29 protein-coding genes are annotated in these 24475 nt (G+C 42.6%); 12 read left to right on the top strand and 17 right to left on the bottom strand.

The window, feature by feature from the left end; translation table 11 throughout:
- The first annotated feature begins 236 nt into the window (after positions 1-236).
- From gatC to nusB, 9 genes are all read left to right on the top strand, one after another.
- Positions 237-539 (top strand): Asp-tRNA(Asn)/Glu-tRNA(Gln) amidotransferase subunit GatC, encoded by a 303-nt coding sequence (gene gatC / locus HMPREF9188_RS02785; RefSeq protein ID WP_009729835.1) that lies wholly within the window; start codon positions 237-239, stop codon positions 537-539.
- Positions 539-2005, top strand: a complete 1467-nt coding sequence (gene gatA / locus HMPREF9188_RS02780) for an Asp-tRNA(Asn)/Glu-tRNA(Gln) amidotransferase subunit GatA (RefSeq protein ID WP_009729834.1) — start codon at positions 539-541, stop codon at positions 2003-2005. Before gatC ends, gatA begins: the two co-directional genes overlap by 1 nt.
- On the top strand, positions 2005-3450 hold the full coding sequence (gatB, locus tag HMPREF9188_RS02775) for an Asp-tRNA(Asn)/Glu-tRNA(Gln) amidotransferase subunit GatB (protein WP_001008633.1): 1446 nt from the start codon (positions 2005-2007) through the stop codon (positions 3448-3450). Before gatA ends, gatB begins: the two co-directional genes overlap by 1 nt.
- A 57-nt stretch (positions 3451-3507) precedes the next feature.
- On the top strand, positions 3508-3903 hold the full coding sequence (locus tag HMPREF9188_RS02770; RefSeq protein WP_001031994.1) for a hypothetical protein: 396 nt from the start codon (positions 3508-3510) through the stop codon (positions 3901-3903).
- A gap of 99 nt (positions 3904-4002) precedes the next feature.
- Positions 4003-4959 carry a zinc-ribbon domain-containing transport protein gene (locus tag HMPREF9188_RS02765; RefSeq protein WP_009729833.1) on the top strand — a complete coding sequence of 319 codons (957 nt, stop codon included), beginning with the start codon at positions 4003-4005 and terminating at the stop codon, positions 4957-4959.
- Positions 4960-4967: 8 nt separating this feature from the next.
- Positions 4968-6095, top strand: a complete 1128-nt coding sequence (locus HMPREF9188_RS02760) for an SPFH domain-containing protein (RefSeq protein WP_000505814.1) — start codon at positions 4968-4970, stop codon at positions 6093-6095.
- An 81-nt stretch (positions 6096-6176) separates the two neighbouring features.
- Positions 6177-6737, top strand: coding sequence for an elongation factor P (gene efp, locus HMPREF9188_RS02755; RefSeq protein ID WP_000568633.1), 561 nt, complete (start codon positions 6177-6179; stop codon positions 6735-6737).
- Positions 6738-6758: 21 nt separating this feature from the next.
- A complete protein-coding gene (locus tag HMPREF9188_RS02750; protein ID WP_000510583.1) occupies positions 6759-7148 on the top strand; it encodes an Asp23/Gls24 family envelope stress response protein in 390 nt (129 codons plus the stop codon).
- Entirely contained in the window at positions 7141-7563 is a 423-nt protein-coding gene (gene nusB / locus HMPREF9188_RS02745; RefSeq protein WP_000203646.1) for a transcription antitermination factor NusB, read from the top strand. The genes HMPREF9188_RS02750 and nusB overlap by 8 nt, the downstream gene beginning before the upstream one ends.
- 48 nt (positions 7564-7611) lie before the next feature.
- On the opposite strand, the gene HMPREF9188_RS02740 is transcribed toward nusB, so the two are convergent.
- The 15 genes from HMPREF9188_RS02740 to HMPREF9188_RS02670 all read right to left on the bottom strand — a co-directional run bounded on the left by HMPREF9188_RS02740 (position 7612) and on the right by HMPREF9188_RS02670 (position 19260).
- Positions 7612-8334 (bottom strand): CPBP family intramembrane glutamic endopeptidase, encoded by a 723-nt coding sequence (locus HMPREF9188_RS02740; protein WP_009755420.1) that lies wholly within the window; start codon positions 8332-8334, stop codon positions 7612-7614.
- An 18-nt stretch (positions 8335-8352) separates the two neighbouring features.
- Complete coding sequence (briC, locus tag HMPREF9188_RS02735) at positions 8353-8538, bottom strand: biofilm-regulating peptide BriC (RefSeq protein ID WP_025168549.1); 186 nt, start codon at positions 8536-8538, stop codon at positions 8353-8355.
- 154 nt (positions 8539-8692) lie between these two features.
- Positions 8693-9460: an acetyl-CoA carboxylase carboxyl transferase subunit alpha gene (locus HMPREF9188_RS02730; protein ID WP_001017377.1), complete on the bottom strand. Its 768-nt coding sequence runs from the start codon at positions 9458-9460 to the stop codon at positions 8693-8695.
- Positions 9457-10323, bottom strand: coding sequence for an acetyl-CoA carboxylase, carboxyltransferase subunit beta (gene accD, locus HMPREF9188_RS02725; protein WP_001173374.1), 867 nt, complete (start codon positions 10321-10323; stop codon positions 9457-9459). The genes HMPREF9188_RS02730 and accD overlap by 4 nt, the downstream gene beginning before the upstream one ends.
- Before the next feature lie 35 nt (positions 10324-10358).
- A complete protein-coding gene (gene accC, locus HMPREF9188_RS02720) occupies positions 10359-11726 on the bottom strand; it encodes an acetyl-CoA carboxylase biotin carboxylase subunit (RefSeq protein ID WP_009729831.1) in 1368 nt (455 codons plus the stop codon).
- An 11-nt stretch (positions 11727-11737) separates the two neighbouring features.
- Positions 11738-12160 (bottom strand): 3-hydroxyacyl-ACP dehydratase FabZ, encoded by a 423-nt coding sequence (fabZ, locus tag HMPREF9188_RS02715; protein ID WP_000565515.1) that lies wholly within the window; start codon positions 12158-12160, stop codon positions 11738-11740.
- Positions 12157-12645, bottom strand: a complete 489-nt coding sequence (gene accB, locus HMPREF9188_RS02710; protein WP_001052310.1) for an acetyl-CoA carboxylase biotin carboxyl carrier protein — start codon at positions 12643-12645, stop codon at positions 12157-12159. The genes fabZ and accB overlap by 4 nt, the downstream gene beginning before the upstream one ends.
- Before the next feature lie 2 nt (positions 12646-12647).
- The gene (gene fabF / locus HMPREF9188_RS02705) at positions 12648-13883 is read right to left on the bottom strand and encodes a beta-ketoacyl-ACP synthase II (protein ID WP_009729830.1); all 1236 of its coding nucleotides are present in this window, start codon (positions 13881-13883) and stop codon (positions 12648-12650) included.
- 28 nt (positions 13884-13911) lie between these two features.
- Positions 13912-14643, bottom strand: a complete 732-nt coding sequence (fabG, locus tag HMPREF9188_RS02700) for a 3-oxoacyl-[acyl-carrier-protein] reductase (RefSeq protein WP_009729829.1) — start codon at positions 14641-14643, stop codon at positions 13912-13914.
- A gap of 45 nt (positions 14644-14688) precedes the next feature.
- Positions 14689-15609 (bottom strand): ACP S-malonyltransferase, encoded by a 921-nt coding sequence (gene fabD / locus HMPREF9188_RS02695; RefSeq protein WP_009729828.1) that lies wholly within the window; start codon positions 15607-15609, stop codon positions 14689-14691.
- Positions 15602-16576, bottom strand: a complete 975-nt coding sequence (gene fabK, locus HMPREF9188_RS02690; protein ID WP_000857452.1) for an enoyl-[acyl-carrier-protein] reductase FabK — start codon at positions 16574-16576, stop codon at positions 15602-15604. Before fabK ends, fabD begins: the two co-directional genes overlap by 8 nt.
- Positions 16577-16693: 117 nt before the next feature.
- Entirely contained in the window at positions 16694-16918 is a 225-nt protein-coding gene (locus tag HMPREF9188_RS02685; RefSeq protein WP_009729827.1) for an acyl carrier protein, read from the bottom strand.
- 57 nt (positions 16919-16975) lie between these two features.
- Positions 16976-17950, bottom strand: coding sequence for a beta-ketoacyl-ACP synthase III (locus HMPREF9188_RS02680; protein ID WP_009729826.1), 975 nt, complete (start codon positions 17948-17950; stop codon positions 16976-16978).
- Complete coding sequence (fabT, locus tag HMPREF9188_RS02675; RefSeq protein ID WP_009729825.1) at positions 17950-18384, bottom strand: fatty acid biosynthesis transcriptional regulator FabT; 435 nt, start codon at positions 18382-18384, stop codon at positions 17950-17952. Before fabT ends, HMPREF9188_RS02680 begins: the two co-directional genes overlap by 1 nt.
- A gap of 90 nt (positions 18385-18474) precedes the next feature.
- Positions 18475-19260, bottom strand: a complete 786-nt coding sequence (locus HMPREF9188_RS02670; RefSeq protein WP_001015589.1) for an enoyl-CoA hydratase — start codon at positions 19258-19260, stop codon at positions 18475-18477.
- Positions 19261-19542: 282 nt separating this feature from the next.
- On the opposite strand from HMPREF9188_RS02670, the gene HMPREF9188_RS02665 reads away from it, so the two are divergent.
- The 3 genes from HMPREF9188_RS02665 (at position 19543) to serS (ending at position 22769) form a co-directional block, all read left to right on the top strand.
- On the top strand, positions 19543-20907 hold the full coding sequence (locus tag HMPREF9188_RS02665; RefSeq protein ID WP_000864451.1) for an aspartate kinase: 1365 nt from the start codon (positions 19543-19545) through the stop codon (positions 20905-20907).
- A gap of 2 nt (positions 20908-20909) precedes the next feature.
- On the top strand, positions 20910-21281 hold the full coding sequence (locus HMPREF9188_RS02660; RefSeq protein WP_000079373.1) for a DUF956 family protein: 372 nt from the start codon (positions 20910-20912) through the stop codon (positions 21279-21281).
- 213 nt (positions 21282-21494) lie between these two features.
- The gene (gene serS, locus HMPREF9188_RS02655) at positions 21495-22769 is read left to right on the top strand and encodes a serine--tRNA ligase (RefSeq protein WP_000884210.1); all 1275 of its coding nucleotides are present in this window, start codon (positions 21495-21497) and stop codon (positions 22767-22769) included.
- Positions 22770-22792: 23 nt separating this feature from the next.
- Here serS and HMPREF9188_RS02650 read toward each other — a convergent pair whose 3' ends face one another.
- Both HMPREF9188_RS02650 and HMPREF9188_RS02645 read right to left on the bottom strand, forming a co-directional pair.
- Complete coding sequence (locus HMPREF9188_RS02650) at positions 22793-23692, bottom strand: TDT family transporter (protein WP_000735938.1); 900 nt, start codon at positions 23690-23692, stop codon at positions 22793-22795.
- A gap of 109 nt (positions 23693-23801) precedes the next feature.
- Entirely contained in the window at positions 23802-24350 is a 549-nt protein-coding gene (locus tag HMPREF9188_RS02645; protein ID WP_000206777.1) for a carboxymuconolactone decarboxylase family protein, read from the bottom strand.
- Between the last annotated feature and the right edge of the window lie 125 nt (positions 24351-24475).

Below are 24475 nucleotides of genomic sequence, written 5' to 3'. Positions count from 1 at the left end.
GAAAAAGGTGTTGCGCTAACAACACCCCACAGAGCCGTTTAAGACGGTGGCTGTAGTTACATAACTAAAAATAGCTCGTTAACTCGCCAAAGTTAGGACGGCTATTTTTTTGTCACTTTTAAAAACCTCTTTCTCGACTTGCCAAATGTCTTTTTTCAGCTTTACCTCCCTTATTTATAGGAAAATATGGTAAAATAGAACAGACTAAAAATCATCATTTCACGAAAGGATGCAAGATGAAAATTACGCAAGAAGAGGTAACACACGTTGCTAATCTTTCAAAATTAACATTCTCTGAAGAAGAAACTGCTGCCTTTGCGACAACCTTGTCTAAAATTGTTGACATGGTTGAGTTGCTGGGCGAAGTCGACACAACTGGTGTCGCACCTACTACAACGATGGCTGACCGCAAGACCGTACTCCGCCCTGATGTGGCCGAAGAAGGAACTGACCGTGACCGCTTGTTTAAAAACGTACCTGAAAAAGACAACTACTATATCAAGGTACCAGCTATTCTAGACGATGGAGGAGATGCCTAATGACTTTTAATCATAAAACCATTGAAGAGTTACACAATCTCCTTGTCTCTAAGGAGATTTCAGCAACTGAATTGACCCAGGCTACACTTGAAGATATCAAGTCTCGTGAGGAAGACCTCAATTCATTTGTTACAATCGCTGAGGAGCAGGCTCTTGCTCAAGCCAAAGCCATTGATGAAGCTGGAATTGACGCGGATAATGTCCTTTCAGGGATTCCACTGGCTGTTAAAGATAATATCTCTACGGACGGCATCCTGACAACTGCAGCCTCAAAAATGCTCTACAACTACGAGCCTATCTTTGATGCGACAGCCGTTGCCAATGCAAAAACCAAGGGCATGATTGTCGTTGGGAAAACCAACATGGATGAGTTTGCTATGGGTGGTTCTGGTGAGACTTCTTACTACGGTGCCACCAAAAATGCTTGGGATCACAGCAAGGTTCCTGGTGGGTCATCAAGTGGTTCTGCTGTAGCAGTAGCGTCAGGGCAAGTCCGCTTGTCACTTGGTTCTGATACTGGTGGTTCCATCCGCCAACCTGCCGCATTCAACGGGGTCGTTGGTCTCAAACCTACCTACGGAACAGTTTCTCGTTTCGGTCTCATTGCCTTCGGTAGCTCGTTAGACCAAATTGGACCTTTTGCACCAACTGTTAAGGAAAATGCCCTCTTGCTCAACGCTATTGCCAGCGAAGATGCCAAAGATTCTACTTCTGCCCCTGTCCGTATTGCCGACTTTACTTCAAAAATCGGGCATGACATCAAGGGCATGAAAATTGCTTTGCCTAAAGAATACCTTGGCGAAGGAATTGACCCAGAAGTTAAAGAAACCATTATCAAGGCAGCCAAACACTTTGAGAAACTTGGCGCTATCGTCGAAGAAGTGAGCCTTCCTCACTCAAAATACGGTGTTGCCGTTTACTACATCATCGCTTCATCAGAAGCTTCATCAAACTTGCAACGCTTTGATGGTATCCGTTACGGCTACCGCGCAGAAGATGCAAGCAACCTTGATGAAATCTATGTAAACAGCCGTAGTCAAGGTTTCGGTGAAGAAGTAAAACGCCGTATCATGCTGGGTACTTTCAGCCTTTCATCAGGTTACTATGACGCCTACTACAAGAAGGCTGGACAGGTTCGTACCCTCATCATTCAAGATTTCGAAAAAGTCTTTGCGGATTACGACCTGATTTTGGGACCAACTGCACCAAGCGTTGCCTATGACTTGGACTCACTCAACCATGACCCAGTTGCCATGTACTTAGCTGACCTATTGACCATCCCAGTCAACTTGGCCGGTCTCCCAGGGATTTCGATTCCTGCTGGATTCTCTCAAGGTCTACCTGTTGGTCTCCAATTGATCGGTCCTAAATACTCAGAAGAAACCATTTACCAAGTTGCTGCTGCTTTTGAAGCGACAACAGACTACCACAAACAACAACCCGTGATTTTTGGAGGTGATAACTAATGAACTTTGAAACAGTCATTGGACTTGAAGTCCACGTAGAGCTCAACACCAATTCAAAAATCTTCTCACCAACTTCTGCCCACTTCGGAAATGACCAAAACGCCAACACCAACGTGATTGACTGGTCCTTCCCAGGAGTTCTGCCAGTTCTCAATAAAGGGGTTGTCGATGCTGGTATCAAGGCAGCTCTTGCCCTCAACATGGACATCCACAAGCACATGCACTTTGACCGCAAGAACTACTTCTATCCTGATAATCCAAAAGCCTACCAAATTTCTCAGTTTGATGAGCCAATCGGCTACAACGGCTGGATTGAAGTGGAGCTAGAAGACGGTACGACCAAGAAAATCGGTATTGAACGCGCCCACCTAGAAGAAGACGCTGGTAAAAACACCCACGGTACAGATGGCTACTCTTATGTTGACCTCAATCGTCAAGGGGTACCATTGATTGAGATTGTATCTGAAGCGGACATGCGTTCTCCTGAAGAGGCCTACGCTTATCTGACCGCCCTCAAGGAAGTTATCCAGTACGCTGGCATTTCTGACGTTAAGATGGAAGAAGGTTCTATGCGTGTGGATGCGAACATCTCCCTTCGTCCTTATGGTCAAGAGAAATTCGGTACCAAGACTGAGTTGAAGAACTTGAATTCCTTCTCTAACGTCCGTAAGGGGCTTGAATACGAAGTCCAACGTCAAGCCGAAATCCTTCGCTCAGGTGGTCAAATTCGCCAAGAAACACGCCGTTACGATGAAGCTAACAAAGCAACCATCCTCATGCGTGTCAAGGAAGGGGCTGCAGACTACCGCTACTTCCCAGAACCAGACCTACCCCTCTTTGAAATCTCTGATGAGTGGATCGAAGAAATGCGTACAGAGTTGCCAGAGTTTCCAAAAGAACGCCGTGCTCGCTACGTTGCTGACCTTGGCTTGTCAGACTACGATGCTAGTCAGTTAACTGCAAACAAAGTCACTTCTGATTTCTTTGAAAAAGCTGTTGCCCTCGGTGGCGATGCTAAGCAAGTCTCTAACTGGCTCCAAGGGGAAGTCGCTCAATTCTTGAATGCCGAAGGAAAAACACTCGAACAAATCGAGTTGACACCAGAAAACTTAGTAGAAATGATTGCCATCATCGAAGACGGCACTATCTCTTCTAAGATTGCCAAAAAAGTCTTTGTTCATCTGGCTAAAAATGGCGGTGGAGCGCGTGAATACGTGGAAAAAGCAGGTTTGGTCCAAATCTCAGATCCAGCTATCTTGATTCCAATCATCCACCAAGTCTTTGCCGATAATGAAGCCGCTGTCGCCGACTTCAAGTCAGGAAAACGAAACGCAGACAAGGCCTTCACAGGATTCCTTATGAAGGCAACCAAAGGTCAAGCCAACCCACAAGTTGCCCTTAAACTACTTGCCCAGGAATTGACGAAATTGAAAGACAGTGAGTAATTTACTCTTTATACACTTTTTTCTACTTTTAAACCGAGAATGAGACAAGGAGAATAAATGAACAAATTTTTACGATTGCTATTTGCCTTAGTCATCATCGCTATGTTAGGCGCTTCTATACTACAAATTTTCTTTCCATCATACATGGGAAGCCACTCCGGTTACGGAATATCTGCTGGTTGGCAACGAGAAATTGGAATATGGAATTTAGCTGTATTGATTATTATTCTCGCTATCAATATTAAATACGATTGGTTCTATCTACGAATCGCACTTCTTGCTCTCATTATTGGCGGAATTGGAATAGGAACAAATCACTTACTCAATTATATGGAATATCACTCTCCTGTAAATGCTATCGGTGCTTTTGAAAATTACTTGCTAGCAATAGGATGGATTGTGGGATGGCTCATCGAGCGCCATTCCATAAAGAAGCTAAATGCTAGTAAATAACACCTAGTATATCTTAGATGATTTTTAAAGGTTATTAAATAGTTTAATAATCATTCAAATTCAGAATTCTACCTTTTCAATCATATAGTTAGGAGACACATGAAAAAGTTTTACGCTCTCTTAATGACCTGTTTATTACTTGTTTTTCTATCCGTGCCTCAAATCGTTGATGCGGGTGTTGGACATTCCAGAAGTGGAGGGAGCAGCCGCAGTAGCTCCAGAAGTAGTAGCCGCTCAAGTGGAGGTGGAAGTCGTTCTGGCGGCTCATCCTATCACTACTACCGCTCTGGATACGGATCATCCTCTGACAGTTCTACTAGCTCTCCCGATCTAGGATTTATGTTCATATTAGTCGGAGGAATCATACTAGTTGTTATCGTCAAATCCTTGCAGAGTAAGTCTGGAGATTCGAGTTCAACCTACACTAGTAATGATTATCAGACGCTCCATCGTCGAGTTGAACACAACACACTGGCCATTAGCCGTGTGAAATACGGGGATCCAAACTTTGACGCGGAAGCCTTCACATCTTGGGTTAAGGAAGTCTACCTTAAATTGCAGGTTGCCTGGACTGAGAAAAATTGGAACTCTGTCCGCGCTTTGGAAAGTACCAGTCTCTACTCTCAACATAGTACCCAACTTGAGGACCATATTCGAGCTAAAACAACTAATGTTTTAGAGAAAGTCTGTATCGAAAATGTTCGCATCAAGGAGTTCATTGAAAATCCTGACGGAAACGATACCTTAGTGGTGATTCTGTCATCTACCTTGCGGGACTATGTCATTGACGATGAGACTCGTCGTGTCCTCGAAGGAGATCCTAAAAAAGATCTCTTCACCGTGTATCAATTGAACTTTATCCGTCAACATGGTAGCCAAACGCAAGCAGTCAATCCAGACCAAGTTGTGAGCGACCACTGTCCAAACTGTGGTGCCCCATTAAAAATCTCTGCAGTTAGCGAGTGTGACTACTGTGGTGCCAATCTCTCTCGCAGTCCAAACCAATGGGTACTTGATACCTATGATGTTGTGGATGAAGACGAGCTTTATAATTAGGAGGAATTATGGGATTTATACGTGCAGCCTTATCAGCAGGCTTAAATAGTTTTAATGATAGTAAATTCAAGGAAGCCATTGTCCTTCCAGATAATGTCTCTGGCGACGCCTTGGCCATCAAGGGGCAATTACTCACTAAAGACCCAGATGGACGTTCTCGTCACAGCAATCAAAATACAGGCCTCTTGTCAGATGGCAGTGTGGTTATCGTTCCCCAAGGCTATACCGCTGTTTTGGTAAACAACGGTACCTTCCTTGGTGAGGTCCTTGAAGCTGGTAGCCACGAATGGCAAGCTGGTGATAACGCCTGGCTCCTTGAAAAAGGTGGTTTAAAAGGCACTTGGGAAAACTTTAAAAACCGTTTCTCTTTTGGTGGACAAGTCATCACTCAACAAGAAATCATCTTTATTCGCATGCAACCTATTGCAGGTAATAAGTTCGGCACACAAAATGCGGTCGAATACTTCAGCGAACGTTACCAACAACTGCTTAACATCCGTTTCTATGGCTTGTTTGATGTAAAAATAGCAGACCCAGTCCTCTTCTACGTAAGTTCTGTTAGCCGTCAAATTACTGACGGACAGCCATTTACTCTCCAAGATGTAGCTCAAGGAACGCTCCGTCAAAATATCGCACCGAAAATCGCGATTGCCATTGCCAAGTATACCAACGAAAACAAGGTAGATATCTATACCCTCAATGCCAACCAAGACACCTTTAACGAACTCGCTAAACAAGAGGTCAACAAGGTTTGGACAGGCCTCTACGGAATTGAAGCAACTAATATCTTGCTTGAAGACCTCAGCTACGACCAAGAAAGTCTTGATATCGTTCGCAAGCTTGATAGTGAGCTCGTGGCAATGAAGTACAACACGATTGAAATCGAAGAACGCCGTGCTCGTAACGAAGCACTTATTGCTGCAGCTGCCAATGAAGGGAATGGCAATGGGATGAACATGTTTATGGGTATGAATCTTGGCCAAACTCTCGGTGGTCAACTAAGCCAACAAGTCCAAAATCAAGCACCGGCCCAAAACACTGGGCAAACTGCCAGCAAGAATTTTTACATCGAAGTCGATGGAAAATACGTCCTCGTTACCAAAGACGAAGATGGAAATATCGTACCAGTCAACTAATTAAGCTCCTTTTGACATTTGAGTAATGTTGTCTTTTATGGTACAATAAAGAGTAAATTATTTTATTAAAGAGGTAAAAACATGATTGAAGCAAGTAAATTAAAGGCTGGTATGACCTTTGAAGCAGCTGACGGAAAATTGATCCGCGTTTTGGAAGCTAGCCACCACAAACCAGGTAAAGGAAACACCATCATGCGTATGAAATTGCGCGATGTCCGTACTGGTTCTACATTTGACACAAGCTACCGTCCAGAGGAAAAATTTGAACAAGCTATCATCGAGACTGTCCCAGCTCAATACTTGTACAAAATGGATGACACTGCTTACTTCATGAATACAGAAACTTACGACCAATACGAAATCCCTGTAGTCAACGTTGAAAACGAATTACTTTACATCCTTGAAAACTCAGAAGTGAAGATCCAATTCTACGGAACTGAAGTGATTGGTGTTACCGTTCCTACTACTGTCGAATTGACAGTTGCAGAAACTCAACCATCTATCAAAGGTGCTACTGTTACAGGTTCTGGCAAGCCAGCAACGATGGAAACTGGACTTGTCGTAAACGTGCCAGACTTCATCGAAGCAGGACAAAAACTCGTTATCAACACTGCAGAAGGAACTTACGTTTCTCGTGCCTAATCTCTAGAAAGAGGTCATTCTATGGGAATTGAAGAACAACTTGGCGAAATCGTTATCGCCCCACGTGTACTTGAAAAAATCATTGCTATTGCTACAGCAAAAGTAGAGGGTGTTCACTCTTTTTCAAACAAATCAGTATCTGACACCCTTTCAAAACTTTCGCTCGGCCGCGGTGTTTATCTTAAAAATGTGGACGAAGAACTCACAGCAGATATCTACCTCTACCTTGAGTACGGAGTAAAAGTTCCTAAGGTAGCTGTTGCTATCCAAAAAGCTGTCAAAGATGCAGTCCGCAATATGGCTGATGTAGAACTCGCTGCTATCAATATCCACGTTGCAGGTATCGTTCCAGATAAAACACCAAAACCAGACTTGAAAGACTTGTTTGATGAGGATTTCCTCAATGACTAGTCCACTATTAGAATCTAGACGTGAGCTCCGTAAATGCGCTTTTCAAGCTCTCATGAGCCTTGAGTTCGGTACAGATGTCGAAACCGCCTGTCGTTTCGCCTACACACACGATCGTGAAGATACGGATGTGCAACTTCCAGCCTTTTTGACAGGGCTCGTTTCTGGTGTTCAAGCTAAAAAGGAAGAGCTAGACAAGCAAATCACACAGCATTTAAAAGCAGGTTGGACCATTGAGCGTTTAACGCTCGTGGAGAGAAACCTCCTTCGCTTGGGAGTCTTTGAAATCACTTCATTTGACACCCCTCAGCTAGTTGCTGTTAATGAAGCTATCGAGCTTGCAAAGAACTTCTCAGATCAAAAGTCTGCCCGTTTTATCAATGGACTGCTCAGCCAGTTTGTAACAGAAGAACAGTAAATAGAAAAAGTGTTTGACAAATATCAAACACTTTTTTCTTTGCCTCCACTATCTAAAAAAATGATAATAGATATAATTGTAAACAAAAATCCAGATGGGTTTTACATAAATAAGAAAGTTGAAAAAACTATGACAGAGAATGGTCAATCGAAGATTGTCTGTAGAACGATAGACAAGAGCGAAAAAGAAACCAATCAGACTATAATATAATAAACTAATTGGGTCTCTGTGAGATAGTATCAAATGACTAAGCCCAAAGATAAGGCCTGATAAGATGACATCTAAATAGTACTTTGATTTAGGAAAGAAGGTGCTCATAAAATATCCACGATCAAGCATCTCTTCCAAAATAGGACCAATAACTACTGTTAAGATAAAACTAAGAACTGTAGATAGAAAAGTTGGTTGTCCATTTGAAAGAATCACGGTAAAATACTCATCATGAATATTCCTATGATTAATCAAATGAGCATAGCGTGTCCAAAAATTACCGAGAATCTGATAAACCACATAAGTTGCAAATAAGTAGAAGACAAATGACCAGTTCCAGCTCTTTTTCTCAAAGATAAAGAGCATCTTTTTCTTTTTTAACCACCAAATTAATAGAAGGAAACTTCCCACTAATCCCATTGTTAAAATAAGAGAATAGACATCAGCTCCTAACCCTAAAATGATCGTCACATACAATCCAATTGTTTGTGGTAAATAGGTAGATAGTAAAATAATAAGCAAAAATATTCCAAATTGTCTTAGTTTCTTTGTGTTTCTCATCGTACTTTTTTTGAAAGATTATCCTGCTCGGAAGCCGTACTTCCAAGCATCTCTATAAGAATTAAGTGCCCCTTGCCTCATATAGGAAGCAAATTCTCTATAATATAAGCATCTACCATATCCATCCTCCCAAACAGCAAGACTACCTGAAGTTTGCTCTAAGTCTTCAGACGAAAGAACTGTAAATGTTTCTGTACCTGTCATATTAAGTACCTTCTTAAAATATTGTTGTAGGCTCACATCTACAGTATACATCTTTTTGTCTATTTTATAGTCCATCTCCTCATCTGACAATTTTTCGTCCTGAATTGCATTTTTCCATAAAAAATGAGACCTTTCTAGTCTCATTTAGTCATTCTTAGTATTTTCTAAAGCGTTGGTAACGTTCTTCAATAAGTTGGTCAAGTGGTAGTTCTTGCAACCTATCTAGTTCTGCACGCAATTCATTTTTAACACGAGCTTGTAGCTCTTTACTGGAGAGGCCTGCTTCTGAGATTACCTTATCTACGATTCCCATTTCTAGGAGTTCGTGTGAAGTGATTTTCATTAATTCCGCTGCTTCCATAGCACGACTCCCATCCTTCCAAAGGATAGAGGCAAAGCCTTCAGGGCTAAGTACTGCATAGATTGAGTTCTCTAACATCCAGACACGGTCAGCTACGGCTAGTGCTAATGCACCTCCAGATCCTCCTTCGCCGATAATAATCGCGATGATTGGAACCTTGAGGTCACTCATTTCCATCAGGTTTCGAGCAATTGCTTCACCTTGTCCACGTTCCTCGGCTCCTACACCAGGGTAAGCACCCGCCGTATTGATAAAGGTTACAACTGGACGATCAAACTTCTCTGCTTGTTTCATCAAGCGCAAGGCCTTGCGATAGCCTTCTGGATGTGGTTGGCCGAAATTTCGTTTGAGGTTGTCATGAAGACTTTTCCCCTTTTGGATACCAACGACGGTTACTGCTTGCTCACCTAACCAGCCAATTCCACCGATGACCGCACCATCATCACGGAAAGAGCGGTCTCCATGCAATTCGATAAACTCGTCAAAGATTCCATTGGCAAAATCAAGTGCGGTCAAGCGACTCTGCTCGCGTGCCTCTCTGACTATTTTTGCAATATTCATCCGCGACTTCCTCCATGCAATCTTACTAATTTAGCAATTGTTTCAGGCAATTCTCTCCGTTTAACAATTGCATCAACAAATCCATGTTCAAGCAAAAATTCTGCCTTTTGGAAGTCATCCGGCAAGGTCTCACGAACTGTATTTTCGATAACACGACGCCCAGCAAACCCAACCAAACTCTGAGGCTCCGCTAGGATAATATCACCTTCCATAGCAAAAGAAGCTGTCACTCCACCTGTTGTCGGATCGGTTAAAATAGTTAGGTAAAAAAGTCCTGCCTTGGAATGACGTTGAACTGCCGCAGAAATTTTAGCCATCTGCATCAAACTCATGATTCCTTCTTGCATACGGGCTCCACCAGAAGCTGTGAAGAGAACGACTGGCAAGTTTTCTACCGTTGCATACTCAAACAAGCGCGTGATTTTTTCACCCACAACGGTTCCCATCGAAGCCATGATAAAGTTTGAATCCATGATCCCAAGGGCAACTTTTTGTCCCTTGATGCTAGCTGTACCAGTCAGTACGGCTTCATCCAAACCTGTCTTTTCACGCATAGTAGCAAGTTTTTTCTGGTAGCCAGGAAAGTTTAATGGATCTTGAGTTTCAATACCTGTAAACATCTCCACAAAGCTGTCAGAATCAATCGTCAAATCCAAGCGTTCCTGAGCTGAAATACGGAAAGTATAGCTACAATGGGGACAAATTCGTTCGCTCCCAAGATCCTTTTGGTAAATGGTGTGTTTACAACCAGGACACTGGGAAAAGAGTTCATCCGGAACCTCAGGCTTGGCTTGTGGTTTCTGCCTTACGGAACGGTTAGGATTAATCCGAATATACTTATCCTTTTTACTAAATAGAGCCATAACTCCCCCTTTTAGTTCTCATACTGTTTGAAAGTCTATTCTTTTTCTTGGTATTTTGGCAAGAAAGTTTCCATCAAGAAGGAAGTATCGTAGTCACCAGCGATAACTCGGCGGTCTGAAATCAGATCCAACTGGAAGTCTGCATTGGTTTGCACTCCTTCAATATCAAGTTCATAAAGTGCCCGTTGCATCTTCATAAGAGCATCAAAACGATTCTCCCCATGAACAATGATTTTAGCAATCATACTATCATAGTAAGGGGGAATGGTATAACCTGGATAAACTGCTGAGTCCACGCGCAAGCCAACTCCACCACTTGGTAGATAGAGATTGGTAATTTTCCCTGGGCTTGGAGCAAAGTTAAATGCTGGATTTTCTGCATTAATCCGGCACTCGATAGCATGACCTCGTAGGACGATATCTTCTTGTTTGAAAGGTAAGGGTTGCCCGGCCGCAATGCGAATCTGTTCCTTCACGATATCAACACCTGAAACAAACTCTGTGACTGGGTGTTCAACTTGCACACGAGTATTCATTTCCATGAAGTAGAAATTGCCACTCGCTTCATCAAGAAGAAATTCAATCGTCCCTGCATTTTCATAGCCTACAGACTCTGCTGCACGAACGGCTGCAGCACCAATTTCATGACGAAGGGTTTTGCCGATCGCAATGGATGGGCTTTCTTCTAAGACCTTTTGGTTATTACGCTGGAGTGAACAATCCCGTTCACCAAGATGGACAACATGACCCTCTTGATCTGCAAGAATCTGAACTTCGATATGACGAGCTGGATAAATCACACGCTCAAGATACATAGCGCCATTTCCAAAATTGGCCTTGGCTTCACTGGATGCTGTCTCAAAGGCTGCGACCAAGTCTTCTGCCTTTTCAACCTTACGAATCCCTTTTCCACCACCACCTGCCGATGCCTTAAGCATGACAGGATAGCCAATTTTTTCTGCAACTGCAAGGGCCTCTTCAGCCGTGTGAACTTCACCATCAGATCCTGGGATAACTGGAACCCCAGCCTTGATCATTTGCTCACGCGCATTGATCTTATCTCCCATGGTATCCATTACAGTCCCAGAAGGACCGATGAACTTAATCCCTACTTCATCACACATCGTGGCAAACTTGGAGTTTTCGCTAAGAAAACCAAAACCTGGGTGGATGGCTTCTGCTTCTGTCAAGACTGCAGCCGATAAAATAGCATTGATATTGAGATAAGACTCTGTCGCCTTACCAGGTCCGATACAGATAGCTTCATCCGCTAGGAGTGTGTGAAGAGCTTCCTTATCAGCAGTTGAATAGACTGCTACGGTCGCAATGCCCAATTCACGCGCAGCTCGAATAATGCGAACCGCAATCTCACCACGGTTGGCAATCAAAATTTTACGAAACATGGAGAACCTCCTTAGTTTCCAATTGCAAAGGTAAGAGTACCACTCGCTGCAAGCTTACCATCTACTTCAGCCTTTGCTTCAACCACAGCAATCGTACCACGACGTTTAACAAAAGTAGCCGTCATGACTAATTGGTCACCTGGTACAACTTGCTTCTTGAACTTAACCTTATCCATGCCAGCGTAGAAGACCAGTTTCCCTTTATTTTCAGGTTTGGACAATTCCAAGACACCAGCAGTCTGAGCCAAGGCTTCCATGATAAGAACACCTGGCATGACTGGGTATTGTGGAAAATGACCATTGAAGAAAGGTTCGTTGATGGTCACATTTTTAATGGCAACAATGGTATCCTCGCTCACTTCCAAGACACGATCCACTAGGAGCATAGGGTAGCGATGGGGTAGAGCTTCTTTGATTCCTTGAATATCGATCATTTGATACGTACCAATCCTTTACCGAATTCAACCATTTCTTCATTTGAAACGAGAATTTCTGTCACCACACCATCCTTAGGTGCAGGAATTTCATTCATAACCTTCATGGCTTCTATAATCACCAAAGTCTGACCTTTTTTAACACTGTCTCCGACTGTGACAAAGGCAGGTTTATCTGGTCCAGCAGCCAAGTAAGCCACCCCTACAAGTGGACTTTCAACGACATCACCCTCTGGAGCAACCGTCGTTTCAGCTGGTGCTGGAGCTTCTTCCACTGCACTCTCTACTGGAGTTGAAGGGGCCGAAACTACTGGACTTGCAGCTACTGCAGCTGGCGCTGGAACAACTTGAGCTGGTGCTTCAGAAACCATTCTTGCTTCATTCTTACTGAACTGCAATTCGTCCGTTCCATTTTTATAAGAAAATTCTCTCAAACTTGATTGGTCAAATTGAGCCATCAAGTCCTTGATTTCATTTAAATTCATAATTATTTATTCTCCCAACGTTTGAAAGCAAGAACCGCATTGTGTCCACCAAAACCAAAAGTGTTTGAAATAGCATAAGGGATTTCTTGCTCCAAGCCTTGTCCATAAACGACATTCGCTTCGATATAGTCTGACAACTCACTTGTTCCAGCTGTCATTGGTACATAGTTATGACGCATGGCTTCGATGGTAGCGATGGCTTCTACTGCTCCTGCAGCACCAAGTAAGTGTCCTGTAAAGGACTTAGTTGAAGATACAGGTACTTCTTTACCAAGAACAGCTACGATCGCACCACTTTCTCCTTTTTCATTTGCAGGAGTTGAAGTTCCGTGGGCATTGACGTAAGCCACTTGTTCTGGAGAAATTTCTGCTTCTTCCAAAGCTAGTTTAATTGCCTTGATTGCACCTTGACCTTCTGGATGAGGTGAAGTCATATGATAAGCATCACAGGTATTTCCATAACCAACTACTTCAGCCAAGATAGTTGCTCCACGTTTTTCAGCATGTTCAAGACTCTCAAGAACCAGCATTCCAGAACCTTCTCCCATCACAAAACCATTACGGTCTTTGTCAAACGGAATAGAAGCACGAGTTGGATCTTCTGTAGTTGATAGGGCAGTCAATGCTTGGAAACCAGCGATGGCAAAAGGAGTGATAGATGATTCTGATCCACCTACTAACATGACATCTTGGAAACCAAACTTGATGGAACGGAAGGCATCTCCAATAGCATCATTTGATGAGGCACAGGCTGTATTGATTGATTTACAAACACCGTTTGCTCCAAAGCGCATGGCAACATTTCCTGAAGCCATATTTGGCAAGGCTTTTGGAAGTGTCAATGGTTTAACGCGTTTTGGACCTTTTTCATGAAGACGGATAACCTGATCTTCGATTTCTTTAATTCCCCCAATACCAGAAGCCACAATGACACCAAAGCGATCTTTATCGATTTCTTCTACATCAAGATTTGCATTTGTCACCGCTTCTTGAGCCGCATACAAGGCATACAAAGAATAGTTATCAAAACGGTTGGTATCTTTTTTGACAAAGTATTTATCAAATGGAAAATCTTGAACTTCTGCCGCATTGTGCACAGCAAATTCGCTGTGATCAAACTTAGTGATTTCTCCAATTCCAATTTTCCCAGTTTGCAAACTGTTCCAAAATTCTTCTGGAGTATTTCCGATAGGAGAGGTCAATCCGTAACCTGTTACTACAACTCGATTTAGTTTCATCTGTCTTACCTATATCTTTCCTTATTTTTTACATGCTAAGTCCGCCATCAACAGCGAGAACTTGTCCAGTCAAATAATCCTGTTCAGCCAGGAACACTGTAGCATCTGCGATATGTTCTGCTTGACCAAAATGTTTCATTGGGATTTGGGCCAATGTCGCTTCCTTGACCTTATCAGACAAAACAGCAGTCATATCTGACTCGATCATTCCTGGTGCAAGAGCATTTACGCGCACATTACGATTGGCAACTTCACGTGCTACTGACTTGGTAAAACCAATCAAACCTGCTTTAGAAGCCGCATAGTTGGCTTGTCCGATATTCCCCATCAGACCAACCACACTAGACATATTGATGATCGCACCTTCACGTGCCTTGATCATCTGTTTCAAGACTGCTTGCGTCATGTTGAAGGCACCTGTCAAGTTGATCTTAATCACTTTTTCAAAGTCTTCTTCGGTCATCTTGAGCATCAGCGTATCTTGAGTGATCCCAGCATTGTTGACCAAGACATCGACAGAACCGAGTTCTGCAATCGCTTGATCTACCATACGCTTGGCATCTGCAAAGTCTGAAACATCACCTGATATCGGTACTACTTTGACACCGTAGTTTGAAAACTCAGCCAGCAATTCTTCTGAGATTGCTCCGCGGCTATTCAAGACTACATTAGCACCTAGTTGGGCAAATTTGTGAGCAATGGCAAGTCCGATACCACGACTTGAACCTGTTACAAAGACATTTTTGTTTGTAAGTTGCATTCTATTTCTCCTGTTTCCTGTTGTATTTTGTGGGAGAAGGGATCATTAGTTTCCTAACAAAGCATCCAAGCTTGCTTGGTCTTCAACGTTAGCTAGCTTAGCTGATTTATCAATCTTTTTGACAAATCCTGACAGGACTTTCCCTGGACCAATTTCAATAAAATTGGTCACACCAGCATCCTGCATCACAGCAATACTTTCATAAAAACGAACAGGTTCTTTCACCTGACGCGTCAAGAGCTCTTGGATTCGATCTTTTTCCATAACAGTAGCTTCCGTATTGCCGACTAGAGGGCAAGTAAAATCTGAGAAACTCACTCCCTCAAGAGCTCCAGCTAGTTGCTGACTGGCTGGCTCAAGAAGGGCTGTATGGAAAGGACCAGATACATTTAAAGGAATCAATCGTTTTGCTCCTGCTTCCTGCAAGAGTTCAATTGCGCGGTCAACCGCAGCCACCTCACCACCGATAACGATTTGGCTTGGGGTGTTGTAGTTAGCTGGAGTCACTACTCCAACTTTAGAGGCTGTTTCACAAGCTTCCTCAATCACTTCAACTGGAGTATTAAGAACGGCAACCATCTTCCCAGAGCCTGCAGGTGCAGCCTCTTCCATATAAGCACCGCGCTTAGCAACCAAGTCAACTGCATCCTCAAAGTCCAAGGCCCCACTTGCTACAAGAGCAGAATATTCCCCGAGGGACAATCCTGCTACCATATCTGGCTGGTAGCCCTTTTCTTTCAATAGTCGGTAAATAGCAACCGAAGTCGCTAAAATAGCAGGTTGCGTATAGCGAGTCTGATTTAACTTGGTTTCTTCCTTATCAATCAAGTCACGAAGGTCATAACCCAAAACCTGACTGGCTTGGTCAATTGTTTCCTTGACGATAGGATAGCGATCATAGAGATCACGCCCCATTCCTAGATACTGAGCACCTTGACCTGCAAATAGAAAGGCTGTTTTAGTCATTTCTTACAACTCCTGCCCAACGAGAGGCTTCTTCTTGAATTTTTTTGGCAGCGCCATAGTATAGATCTTTTAGGATTTCTTCGACAGTTTCCTCTTTAGAAACCAAACCAGCGATCTGACCTGCCATGACAGATCCACCTTCTACATCTCCATGAACAACAGCTTTAGCAAGAGCACCAGCTCCCATTTGTTCAAAGATTTCTAAATCTGGATTTTCTTGTTTAAAGGCATCTTTTTCAGCCTGCTCAAAGTCACGTGTCAACTGATTTTTAATGGCACGAACAGCATGTCCAAAGTGTTGAGCTGAAATAGTCGTATCGATATCACGCGCTTTTAAGATTTTTTCCTTGTATTTTGGATGGGCGTTAGATTCCTTAGCTACTACGAAACGCGTACCGACTTGAACGGCCTCAGCACCAAGCATAAAGCCTGCAGCGACACCTTCACCGTCCGCAATTCCTCCAGCTGCGATAACTGGAATCGAAACAGCTGCAGCAACCTGACGAACCAAGGTCATCGTTGTTAGTTTCCCAATATGTCCACCAGCTTCCATTCCCTCTGCAATAACCGCATCTGCACCAATTTTTTCCATGCGTTTTGCCAAAGCAACACTAGGAACAACAGGAATAACTGTAATGCCTGCATCATGGAAACGAGTCATGTATTTACTTGGATTTCCTGCACCAGTTGTAACCACCTTGACCCCTTCTTCGATCACGAGATCAACGATGTCTTCTACAAATGGAGACAGGAGCATAATGTTAACACCAAAAGGTTTATCCGTAAGTGATTTGATTTTATCGATATTAGCCTTTACGACCTCTTTAGGTGCATTTCCACCACCGATGATCCCTAGACCACCAGCTTTTGATACCGCACCAGCCAAGTCACCATCCGCAACCCAGGCCATGCCTCCTTGAAAAATAGGATAATCAATGTTCAATAATTCTGTAATACGTGTTTTCATAGTGCCTCCATCATTCCTTGCTTACGTAATAGTTCGATGAGTTTATCATTTGAGTCTCAAACTATTACCTAAACAAGAGGGAGCGGGTCTCCCCTACTCCTTCTAGTAATATGTTAATTATTTTGTTTGCTCTTCAACGTAGGCAACCAAGTCACCAACTGTTTTCAAGTTATCTTCTGCTTCGATTTGAATATCGAAAGCATCTTCGATTTCAGAAATTACTTGGAACAAGTCCAATGAATCTGCATCCAAATCATCAAAAGTAGATTCAAGTGTTACTTCTGATGCGTCTTTCCCAAGTTCTTCAACGATAATTTCTTGTACTTTTTCAAATATTGCCATGATAGGACTCCTTTAAAATATAAAAAATTTATAACTATGTGTTTACCACATGATTACCTAGATTGTAAGAATGAGTGTGCCCCATGTCAAACCTCCACCGAAGCCTGATAGGAGAATCGTCTGGCTACCATCTAAACGAATCAAGCCATTCTCCACACACTCTGAGAGCAAAATCGGGATACTTGCTGCACTGGTATTTCCATACTCCATCATATTGGCAGGAAGCTTGTCTCGGTCTACACCGATTTTCTTAGCCATCTTATCCAAAATGCGGATATTTGCCTGATGAAGCAAGAGATAATCCAATTCCGATGCTGCGATTGGACTATTTTCAATAGTCTCTTTGATCGATCTAGCAACATCACGATTTGCAAAATCAAAAACTGCTCGTCCATCCATTTTCAAAAAAGCAGGAACTGCTTCTTGATCTGAGAAGGGTGAAGCCAAAGCCGTTTGACCATAGGTCAAACACTCGCTCCGAGAGCCATCTGTATAGAGACTTTCCACAAGGAAGTGCCGTGTTTCGCTCGTTTCCAAGAGAACGCCACCAGCACCATCTCCAAAGAGAACGGCTGTTGAACGATCAGACCAATCAACTGCCTTGGATAAGGTCTCAGCCCCGATAACAATCCCTTTTTTGAACTGTCCAGAACTTAAAAATTTTTCAGCAGTTGAAAGAGCGAATACAAAGCCACTGCAAGCTGCTGTAAGATCAAAGGCAAAAGCTCTATGCGCTCCGATATTTGCCTGAACTCGAGCTGCTGTAGAAGGCATCATCGAATCTGGAGTAATCGTCGCTACAATGATAAAATCAATCTGGTCCGCTGTTAAGCTCCCTTTATCCAGTAAGCTCTTAGCAACTTCTGTCGCCAAGTCACTTGTAGACTCCGTTTTTGAGATATGTCTCTGTTTAATTCCTGTCCGACTTGAAATCCACTCATCGCTTGTATCCATGATTTGAGCCAAGTCATGATTAGTGACCACTTGCTCTGGGACATAATGAGTAACTTGGCTTATTTTAGCAAAGGCCATTATTTCAAATCCTCCAAAAATTGATAAAGGTTCGTCAAGCCTCTGCCCATGACTCTCTTTTCCTCAGGACTCATGCCGTCAATAATTCTTTCGACCATAGCCTTGTGGAATCGTTTGTGAAGGCGGTGAAGCAAACGACCTTTCTTTGTCAAATGCAGATAGACCACACGACGGTCTTGGTCAGAACGAATACGCTCAATGTAACCCTTTCTTTCTAGGTTATTCAAGCTCGTCGTAACTGTTCCCAGGGTCACCATCAGTTCTTTGGAAACCTTACTAGGCGTCGCCTCAGGAAACTTCCCAATCACATCAATCGTGTGCATTTCTTTGATGGAGATGTCTTTGAATCGACTACCTCGTAAGCTAACCTCCTCAACCACAAGGACGTTATTGAAAATAGATGTTAAATAATCATTTACTTGTTGGTAGTCCAAACTTTTTCCCTCCTCCTCAAAAAACTTTCACAATCAAAACATTTGATAGAAAAAGTATAACAAACTTCAAAGATTTGTGCAAGTATTTTTTTATTTTCCTGAAAATTTTGGTCTTCTTCTTTCAGAATGTGCTCGAACCCCTTCTTTAAAATCTTCAGTTAAAGATAACGATTCTTGTAGTTTCAATTCCAATTCGGCATAATCTTGCCAATCTTTAAATTGACTTTCCCAAACTAACTTTTTAATCGCTGCGTATGAGTTTGCTGAACCTCGTCTTAATTTTTTCAGAACTTGTTCTCTTGTTTTTTCTAATTTATCAGCTTCACAAACACGGTAAACCACGCCCCATTCTTGCGCTTTTTCCGCAGTTAAGGCTTCTCCTGTCATGGCAAGTTGTGCAGCTCGTGTTACCCCGATACTACGACTCAAGAGATGAATCCCACCAGCGTCTGGCGCCAAGCCAACTCCGACAAAGGCTTGAATAAATTTTGCCTTGTCAGTCGCCAAACAAAAATCGACTGCTACTGCCATATTTGCTGCAGCACCAGCAACCGCTCCATCTACCTCCATCAAAACAGGTTTTGGAATTTGCTTGATTTTAAAAGAAATTGTATTGACTAATTCTGCAATCTTATTCAAAGAAGGGATATCATCTTCGTCTACTGCTCGTTTCATCTCAACCAAGTCTCCCCCAACTGAAAAAACCTTCCCATTAGCATTAATCAAGATGAACTGCACAGCTTGATCCTGCTCTGCTAGGGTCAAAGCTTCTAAAATTTCCTCACACATTGGGATATGGAAACCATTTGCCACTTCGGGACGATTCAAAGTGATGATAGCAAGATCATCTACGATCTGATATAAGATATGATTCATAGCTTCTCCTTTTCTTTTATAAGGCAATAAAATTGTTTTATCATCAAAGTATACCTTTTTTTAGATAAAGAGGCAAGGAAAAACTAAAGGAAAGTGTCTCAGCTGATTATTTCCCCACCGTTTATGAATGTAAATAAAATTTGACTCTCTTACTTTTAAGCTGTTGTCGCTTTTCAGAATAAGTTAGCATTTACTTCTATTATAACAGGGAGCTATTTTCTTCATTGAAAAATGCCCCTCTTTCTGCTATAATCGTATAAAATACTTACTTGAGGAGTCCTTATGAAGGTTATAAAATTTGGTGGAAGTTCGCTTGCCTCTGCTGGTCAGTTAGAAAAAGTTTTAAACATCGTTAAAAGTGATAAGGAACGCCGTTTTGTAGTCGTTTCTGCACCCGGAAAACGCAATGCTGAAGATACCAAGGTAACCGATGCCTTGATTAAATACTATCGCGACTATGTGGTGGGAAATGATATCAACGCTAGCCAAAGCTGGATCATTGATCGTTATGCCGCTATGGTTAGTGAACTAGGCCTAAAACCTGCCGTTTTAGAAAAGATTTCTAAAAGCATTCGGGCCTTGGTAACTCTTCCTATAGAAGACAATGAATTTCTCTATGATACCTTCCTAGCGGCTGGAGAAAATAACAATGCCAAACTCATTGCAGCCTACTTTAACCAAAACGGCATTGACGCACGCTATGTTCATCCAAGAGAAGCTGGAATCATTGTCACAAGTGAACCAGGAAACGCACGTATCATCCCATCTAGTTATGACAAGATTGAGGGCTTGGCTGATAGCAATGAAGTCCTTGTCATCCCTGGTTTCTTTGGCGTAACTAAGGAAAATCAAATCTGTACCTTCTCACGTGGAGGTTCAGATATTACTGGTTCCATTATCGCAGCTGGAGTCAAGGCTGATCTCTATGAAAACTTTACAGACGTAGACGGTATCTTTGCTGCCCACCCTGGTATTATTCATCAACCACACTCCATTCCTGAGTTAACCTACCGTGAAATGCGTGAATTGGCTTACGCTGGATTTTCTGTTCTTCATGATGAAGCCCTTCTACCTGCTTACCGCGGAAAAATCCCTCTTGTCATCAAGAATACCAACAATCCTGATCATCCAGGAACTCGTATCGTTCTGAAACACAGTAGCGATAAATTCCCAGTCGTTGGAATCGCTGGTGATTCTGGATTCGTCAGCATCAACATGTCAAAATACCTTATGAACCGCGAGGTTGGATTCGGTCGTAAGATTCTTCAGATCCTTGAAGATCTTAACATTGGTTGGGAACATATGCCAACAGGTATCGACGATCTTTCAATCATCCTTCGTTCCCGTGAATTGACTCCTATCAAGGAGGAAGAAATTCTGCGTCAGTTAGTTCAAAAAGCCGAAGTGGACCATGCTGAAATTGAACACGACCTTTCAATCATTATGATTGTCGGAGAAAAGATGAAGAGCCACATTGGTGTAACTGCTACTGCAACACGCGCTCTGTCTGAAAACAAGATCAACATCCAGATGATGTCCCAAGGCTCAAGTGAAGTTTCCATCATGTTTGTTGTCAATAAAGAGCAAGAAAAGGCAGCTATCAAGGCTCTCTACCACGCCTTTTTCGATGAAAGTAAGGAAGATTAATCATGGCCCAATCACTCAATAAAGTCATTGACCTACAAACCACTGGAACATCCTATCTCTCCATCTCTGGAAAAGTCGGAAAATTTCTAGTCGGGGATCAAGCCTTAGAGTTTTATCCTGATGTCAATGTCGAACAATATATCCAAATTCCCTGGTCCAGTATTCAGCGAATTGGAGCCAACGTAACTGGTCGCAAAATCAGTCGCCACTTTGAAGTCTTCACTGATCGAGGAAAATTCCTCTTTGCTTCCAAAGACTCTGGAGCCATTCTCAAAATCGCTCGGCAAAAACTTGGCAATGACAAGGTTGTGAAACTTCCTACTTTACTCCAGACCATTGGTCAAAAATTCAAAAATCTATTTGCAAAAAAGTAGAAACTTTAGTATAATCATAGCAACGGATAAGTAAGTTATCTCCTTCTTTCAGAAAGTCTGCGGGTGCTGCGAGCAGATAGGAGGGGTAAGTGAAATTCTACCGTTAGTAACAATTACATACAAAATCAAGTGCACACCTGTGAAGTTGGATGGAACCGTGGCCCTGCCACTCCAACGCTTTGTCAGGTGTGTTTTTTTCATAAAGGAGTTCTTATGTTAGATATTAAACGTATTCGTACAGACTTTGATGCTGTCGCAGAAAAATTGGCTACACGTGGTGTAGATGCTGCTATCTTAAATGAGATGAAAGAAATCGATGCTAAACGTCGTGACATCTTGGTCAAGGTTGAAAACCTCAAGGCAGAACGTAACACAGTTTCAGCTGAGATTGCCCAAGCCAAGCGAAACAAGGAAAATGCCGATGACAAGATTGCTGCAATGCAAATCCTATCTGCTGAAGTCAAAGCCTTGGATGCTGAATTGGCGGACATTGATGCTAAATTGACAGAATTTACCACTACTCTTCCAAACATTCCTGCCGACAGCGTTCCTGTTGGGGCTGATGAAGATGACAATGTGGAAGTTCGCCGTTGGGGGACTCCACGCGAGTTTGACTTTGAACCAAAAGCTCACTGGGATCTTGGTGAAGACTTGGGTATCCTTGACTGGGAACGTGGAGCAAAAGTTACTGGTGCTCGCTTCCTCTTCTATAAAGGGCTTGGTGCTCGTTTGGAACGCGCTATCTACAACTTTATGTTGGATGAGCATGGAAAAGAGGGCTATACTGAAGTCATCACACCATACATGGTTAACCATGATTCTATGTTTGGTACTGGTCAATATCCAAAATTTAAGGAAGACACTTTTGAATTGAAAGACACTAATTATGTCCTCATTCCTACAGCTGAAGTTCCTTTAACTAACTACTACCGTGATGAAATCCTTGACGGTAAAGACCTACCAATCTACTTTACCGCTATGAGTCCATCATTCCGTTCTGAAGCTGGTTCTGCAGGTCGTGATACTCGTGGTTTGATTCGTCTGCACCAATTCCACAAGGTTGAAATGGTCAAATTTGCCAAACCAGAAGAATCTTATGAAGAATTAGAAAAAATGACAGCCAACGCTGAAAATATTCTTCAAAAACTCAATCTTCCATACCGTGTCGTTGCCCTCTCTACTGGGGATATGGGCTTCTCAGCTGCCAAAACTTACGACTTGGAAGTTTGGATTCCAGCCCAAAATACCTACCGTGAAATCTCAAGCTGTTCAAATACAGAAGATTTCCAAGCCCGTCGTGCTCAAATCCGTTACCGAGATGAAGCCGATGGCAAGGTAAAACTCCTTCACACTTTGAACGGTTCTGGACTTGCAGTTGGACGTACAGTGGCTGCAATTCTTGAAAACTATCAAAATGAAGATGGTTCTGTGACCATTCCAGAAGTTCTTCGTCCATATATGGGTGGAGCTGAAGTTATCAAACCATAACAATAAGGCCTAGCTATTTCTAGCTAGACCTTTTTTCGTAACCAAATCAGATAAGCACCCAATACAAAGAATAAAATAGTTAGGCATAGAACAGTTTCAGCCAACACCAGATAATCCAGAAATGGAAGTTTCAAAATTCCCTGAGCCATCTTGAGCGAAGTAGCTGTGATAATTGTTGGAAAAGTGAGGGCTGAGAAGGCTGGTTGAAATCCTTGTTTTAAAATATTAGGCAAGCGAGTTAAAACAAAGAAAAAGAAGGATTGAGATGCCAAAATCATGACGATCAAGAGCCAAGTCGGTAAACCTGCTCCTCCAACTCGAACTAGGGATGCCAGGAGTAGAGAAAAGGGAGCACAGTAGATTCCTTCCTGTCCAAGCAAGGCCGCTGGGAGTGGAGTTTTCTTTAAATCCCTATAAATAAGGGGATAGAGATAGAAGGTCAAGACAAAACCAAAACTCAAGGTCGCATAGGCAATTTCAATGATGCCGACAAGGGGATAGGTCAAGGTTGCTACTGCTATCCCCACATAGAGCACCGTCCAGCTAGGAGTCGCATTGACCCTCCGACCCGGACAGGCAAATTTGATGGTAAAAGTAGCAATCAAAGCTAAATCCAAGAGAAATGAAAACCACCAGATCCCTTGTGCTAGCAAAGGAAGAGCAGGGAATACGCGAAAGACATAGGTCGATAAAATCATCCCAGCCATGGGAAAAGTAGCCATGCCAGATAAGAGAGGTGCATGGGTAAATTCTCGCTTGGTTTCAGACCAATTTCCTAGATGAAGAAAGAGAAAGAAGATCCATAAGACCAATCCAGTCAAACTAAATAAATGTGACAGAACTGGCCAAGTATCTGCAATCAGATTTCCTGCACCTGCTAAACCTAATAAACAGCCAGAAAATACCAAGGGGAGCTTTTTCATTCGAGCCTCCAATAATCATGTTATTATTAGTATAGCATAAAAGCGCTTAAATGAGAGTTTAAAAAATGAAGTTCGATTATTTCAGACTTCATTTTTTCTCAGATATGAATTAAGCATACGGTTGCAATTCTGGGTTAATAGGCGTATTGGCTAGGTTGTTGGCATAGTTGCAAAGGCTGGCAAGACTAACACCGAGAACCACATCCAAGGCATTTTGTTTCGTGTAACCAGCTTCCAAAAATTCAGTCAAGGCTTCATCTCCCACACGCCCTTTGGTATTGATAACCGCCAAGGTAAACTTAGCTAGAGTATCTAGTTTTGGATCTGTCTCAATTGGGGTACGGTTGCGGAGAGCTTGGAGAAGATCATCATTCATCTGGATTTGTTTAATCGAAAAAGCAGTATGACCAGCCACGCAGAAAGCACAACCATTGGTTACGGCGGCTGTGATTTGCACTACTTCGCGTTCCACTGGTGTCAGACTATTGCGACGGTTGATGGCTCCGACAGTTCGGTAGGCTTCAAGCGCGGTTGGGGCATTGGCCAAGAGACCGATTAGGTTGGGAATATAGCCATTGTTGTCTTTTTGTACTGTTTCAAGAACTTCTTTTACTTCTGCTGGTGCTGATTCTACTGTGTGGATGGTAAATGTTGTCATAAGAAACCTCTTTTCATTTTATTGTCATTTAGTCTATCATAGAATTTCCCCCTTGGATAATATATATTTTCAATCGCCATGATAGGAATTGTCTATGAAATGAAAAAAATCACACTAAAAGTGTG

Origin of the sequence: Streptococcus sp. F0441 (assembly GCF_000314775.2) — a bacterium.
In the GTDB taxonomy this organism is placed as follows: domain Bacteria; phylum Bacillota; class Bacilli; order Lactobacillales; family Streptococcaceae; genus Streptococcus.
The sequence above is the reverse complement of the archived record's forward strand: the minus strand, read 5'-3'. Positions and strand labels throughout refer to the sequence as shown.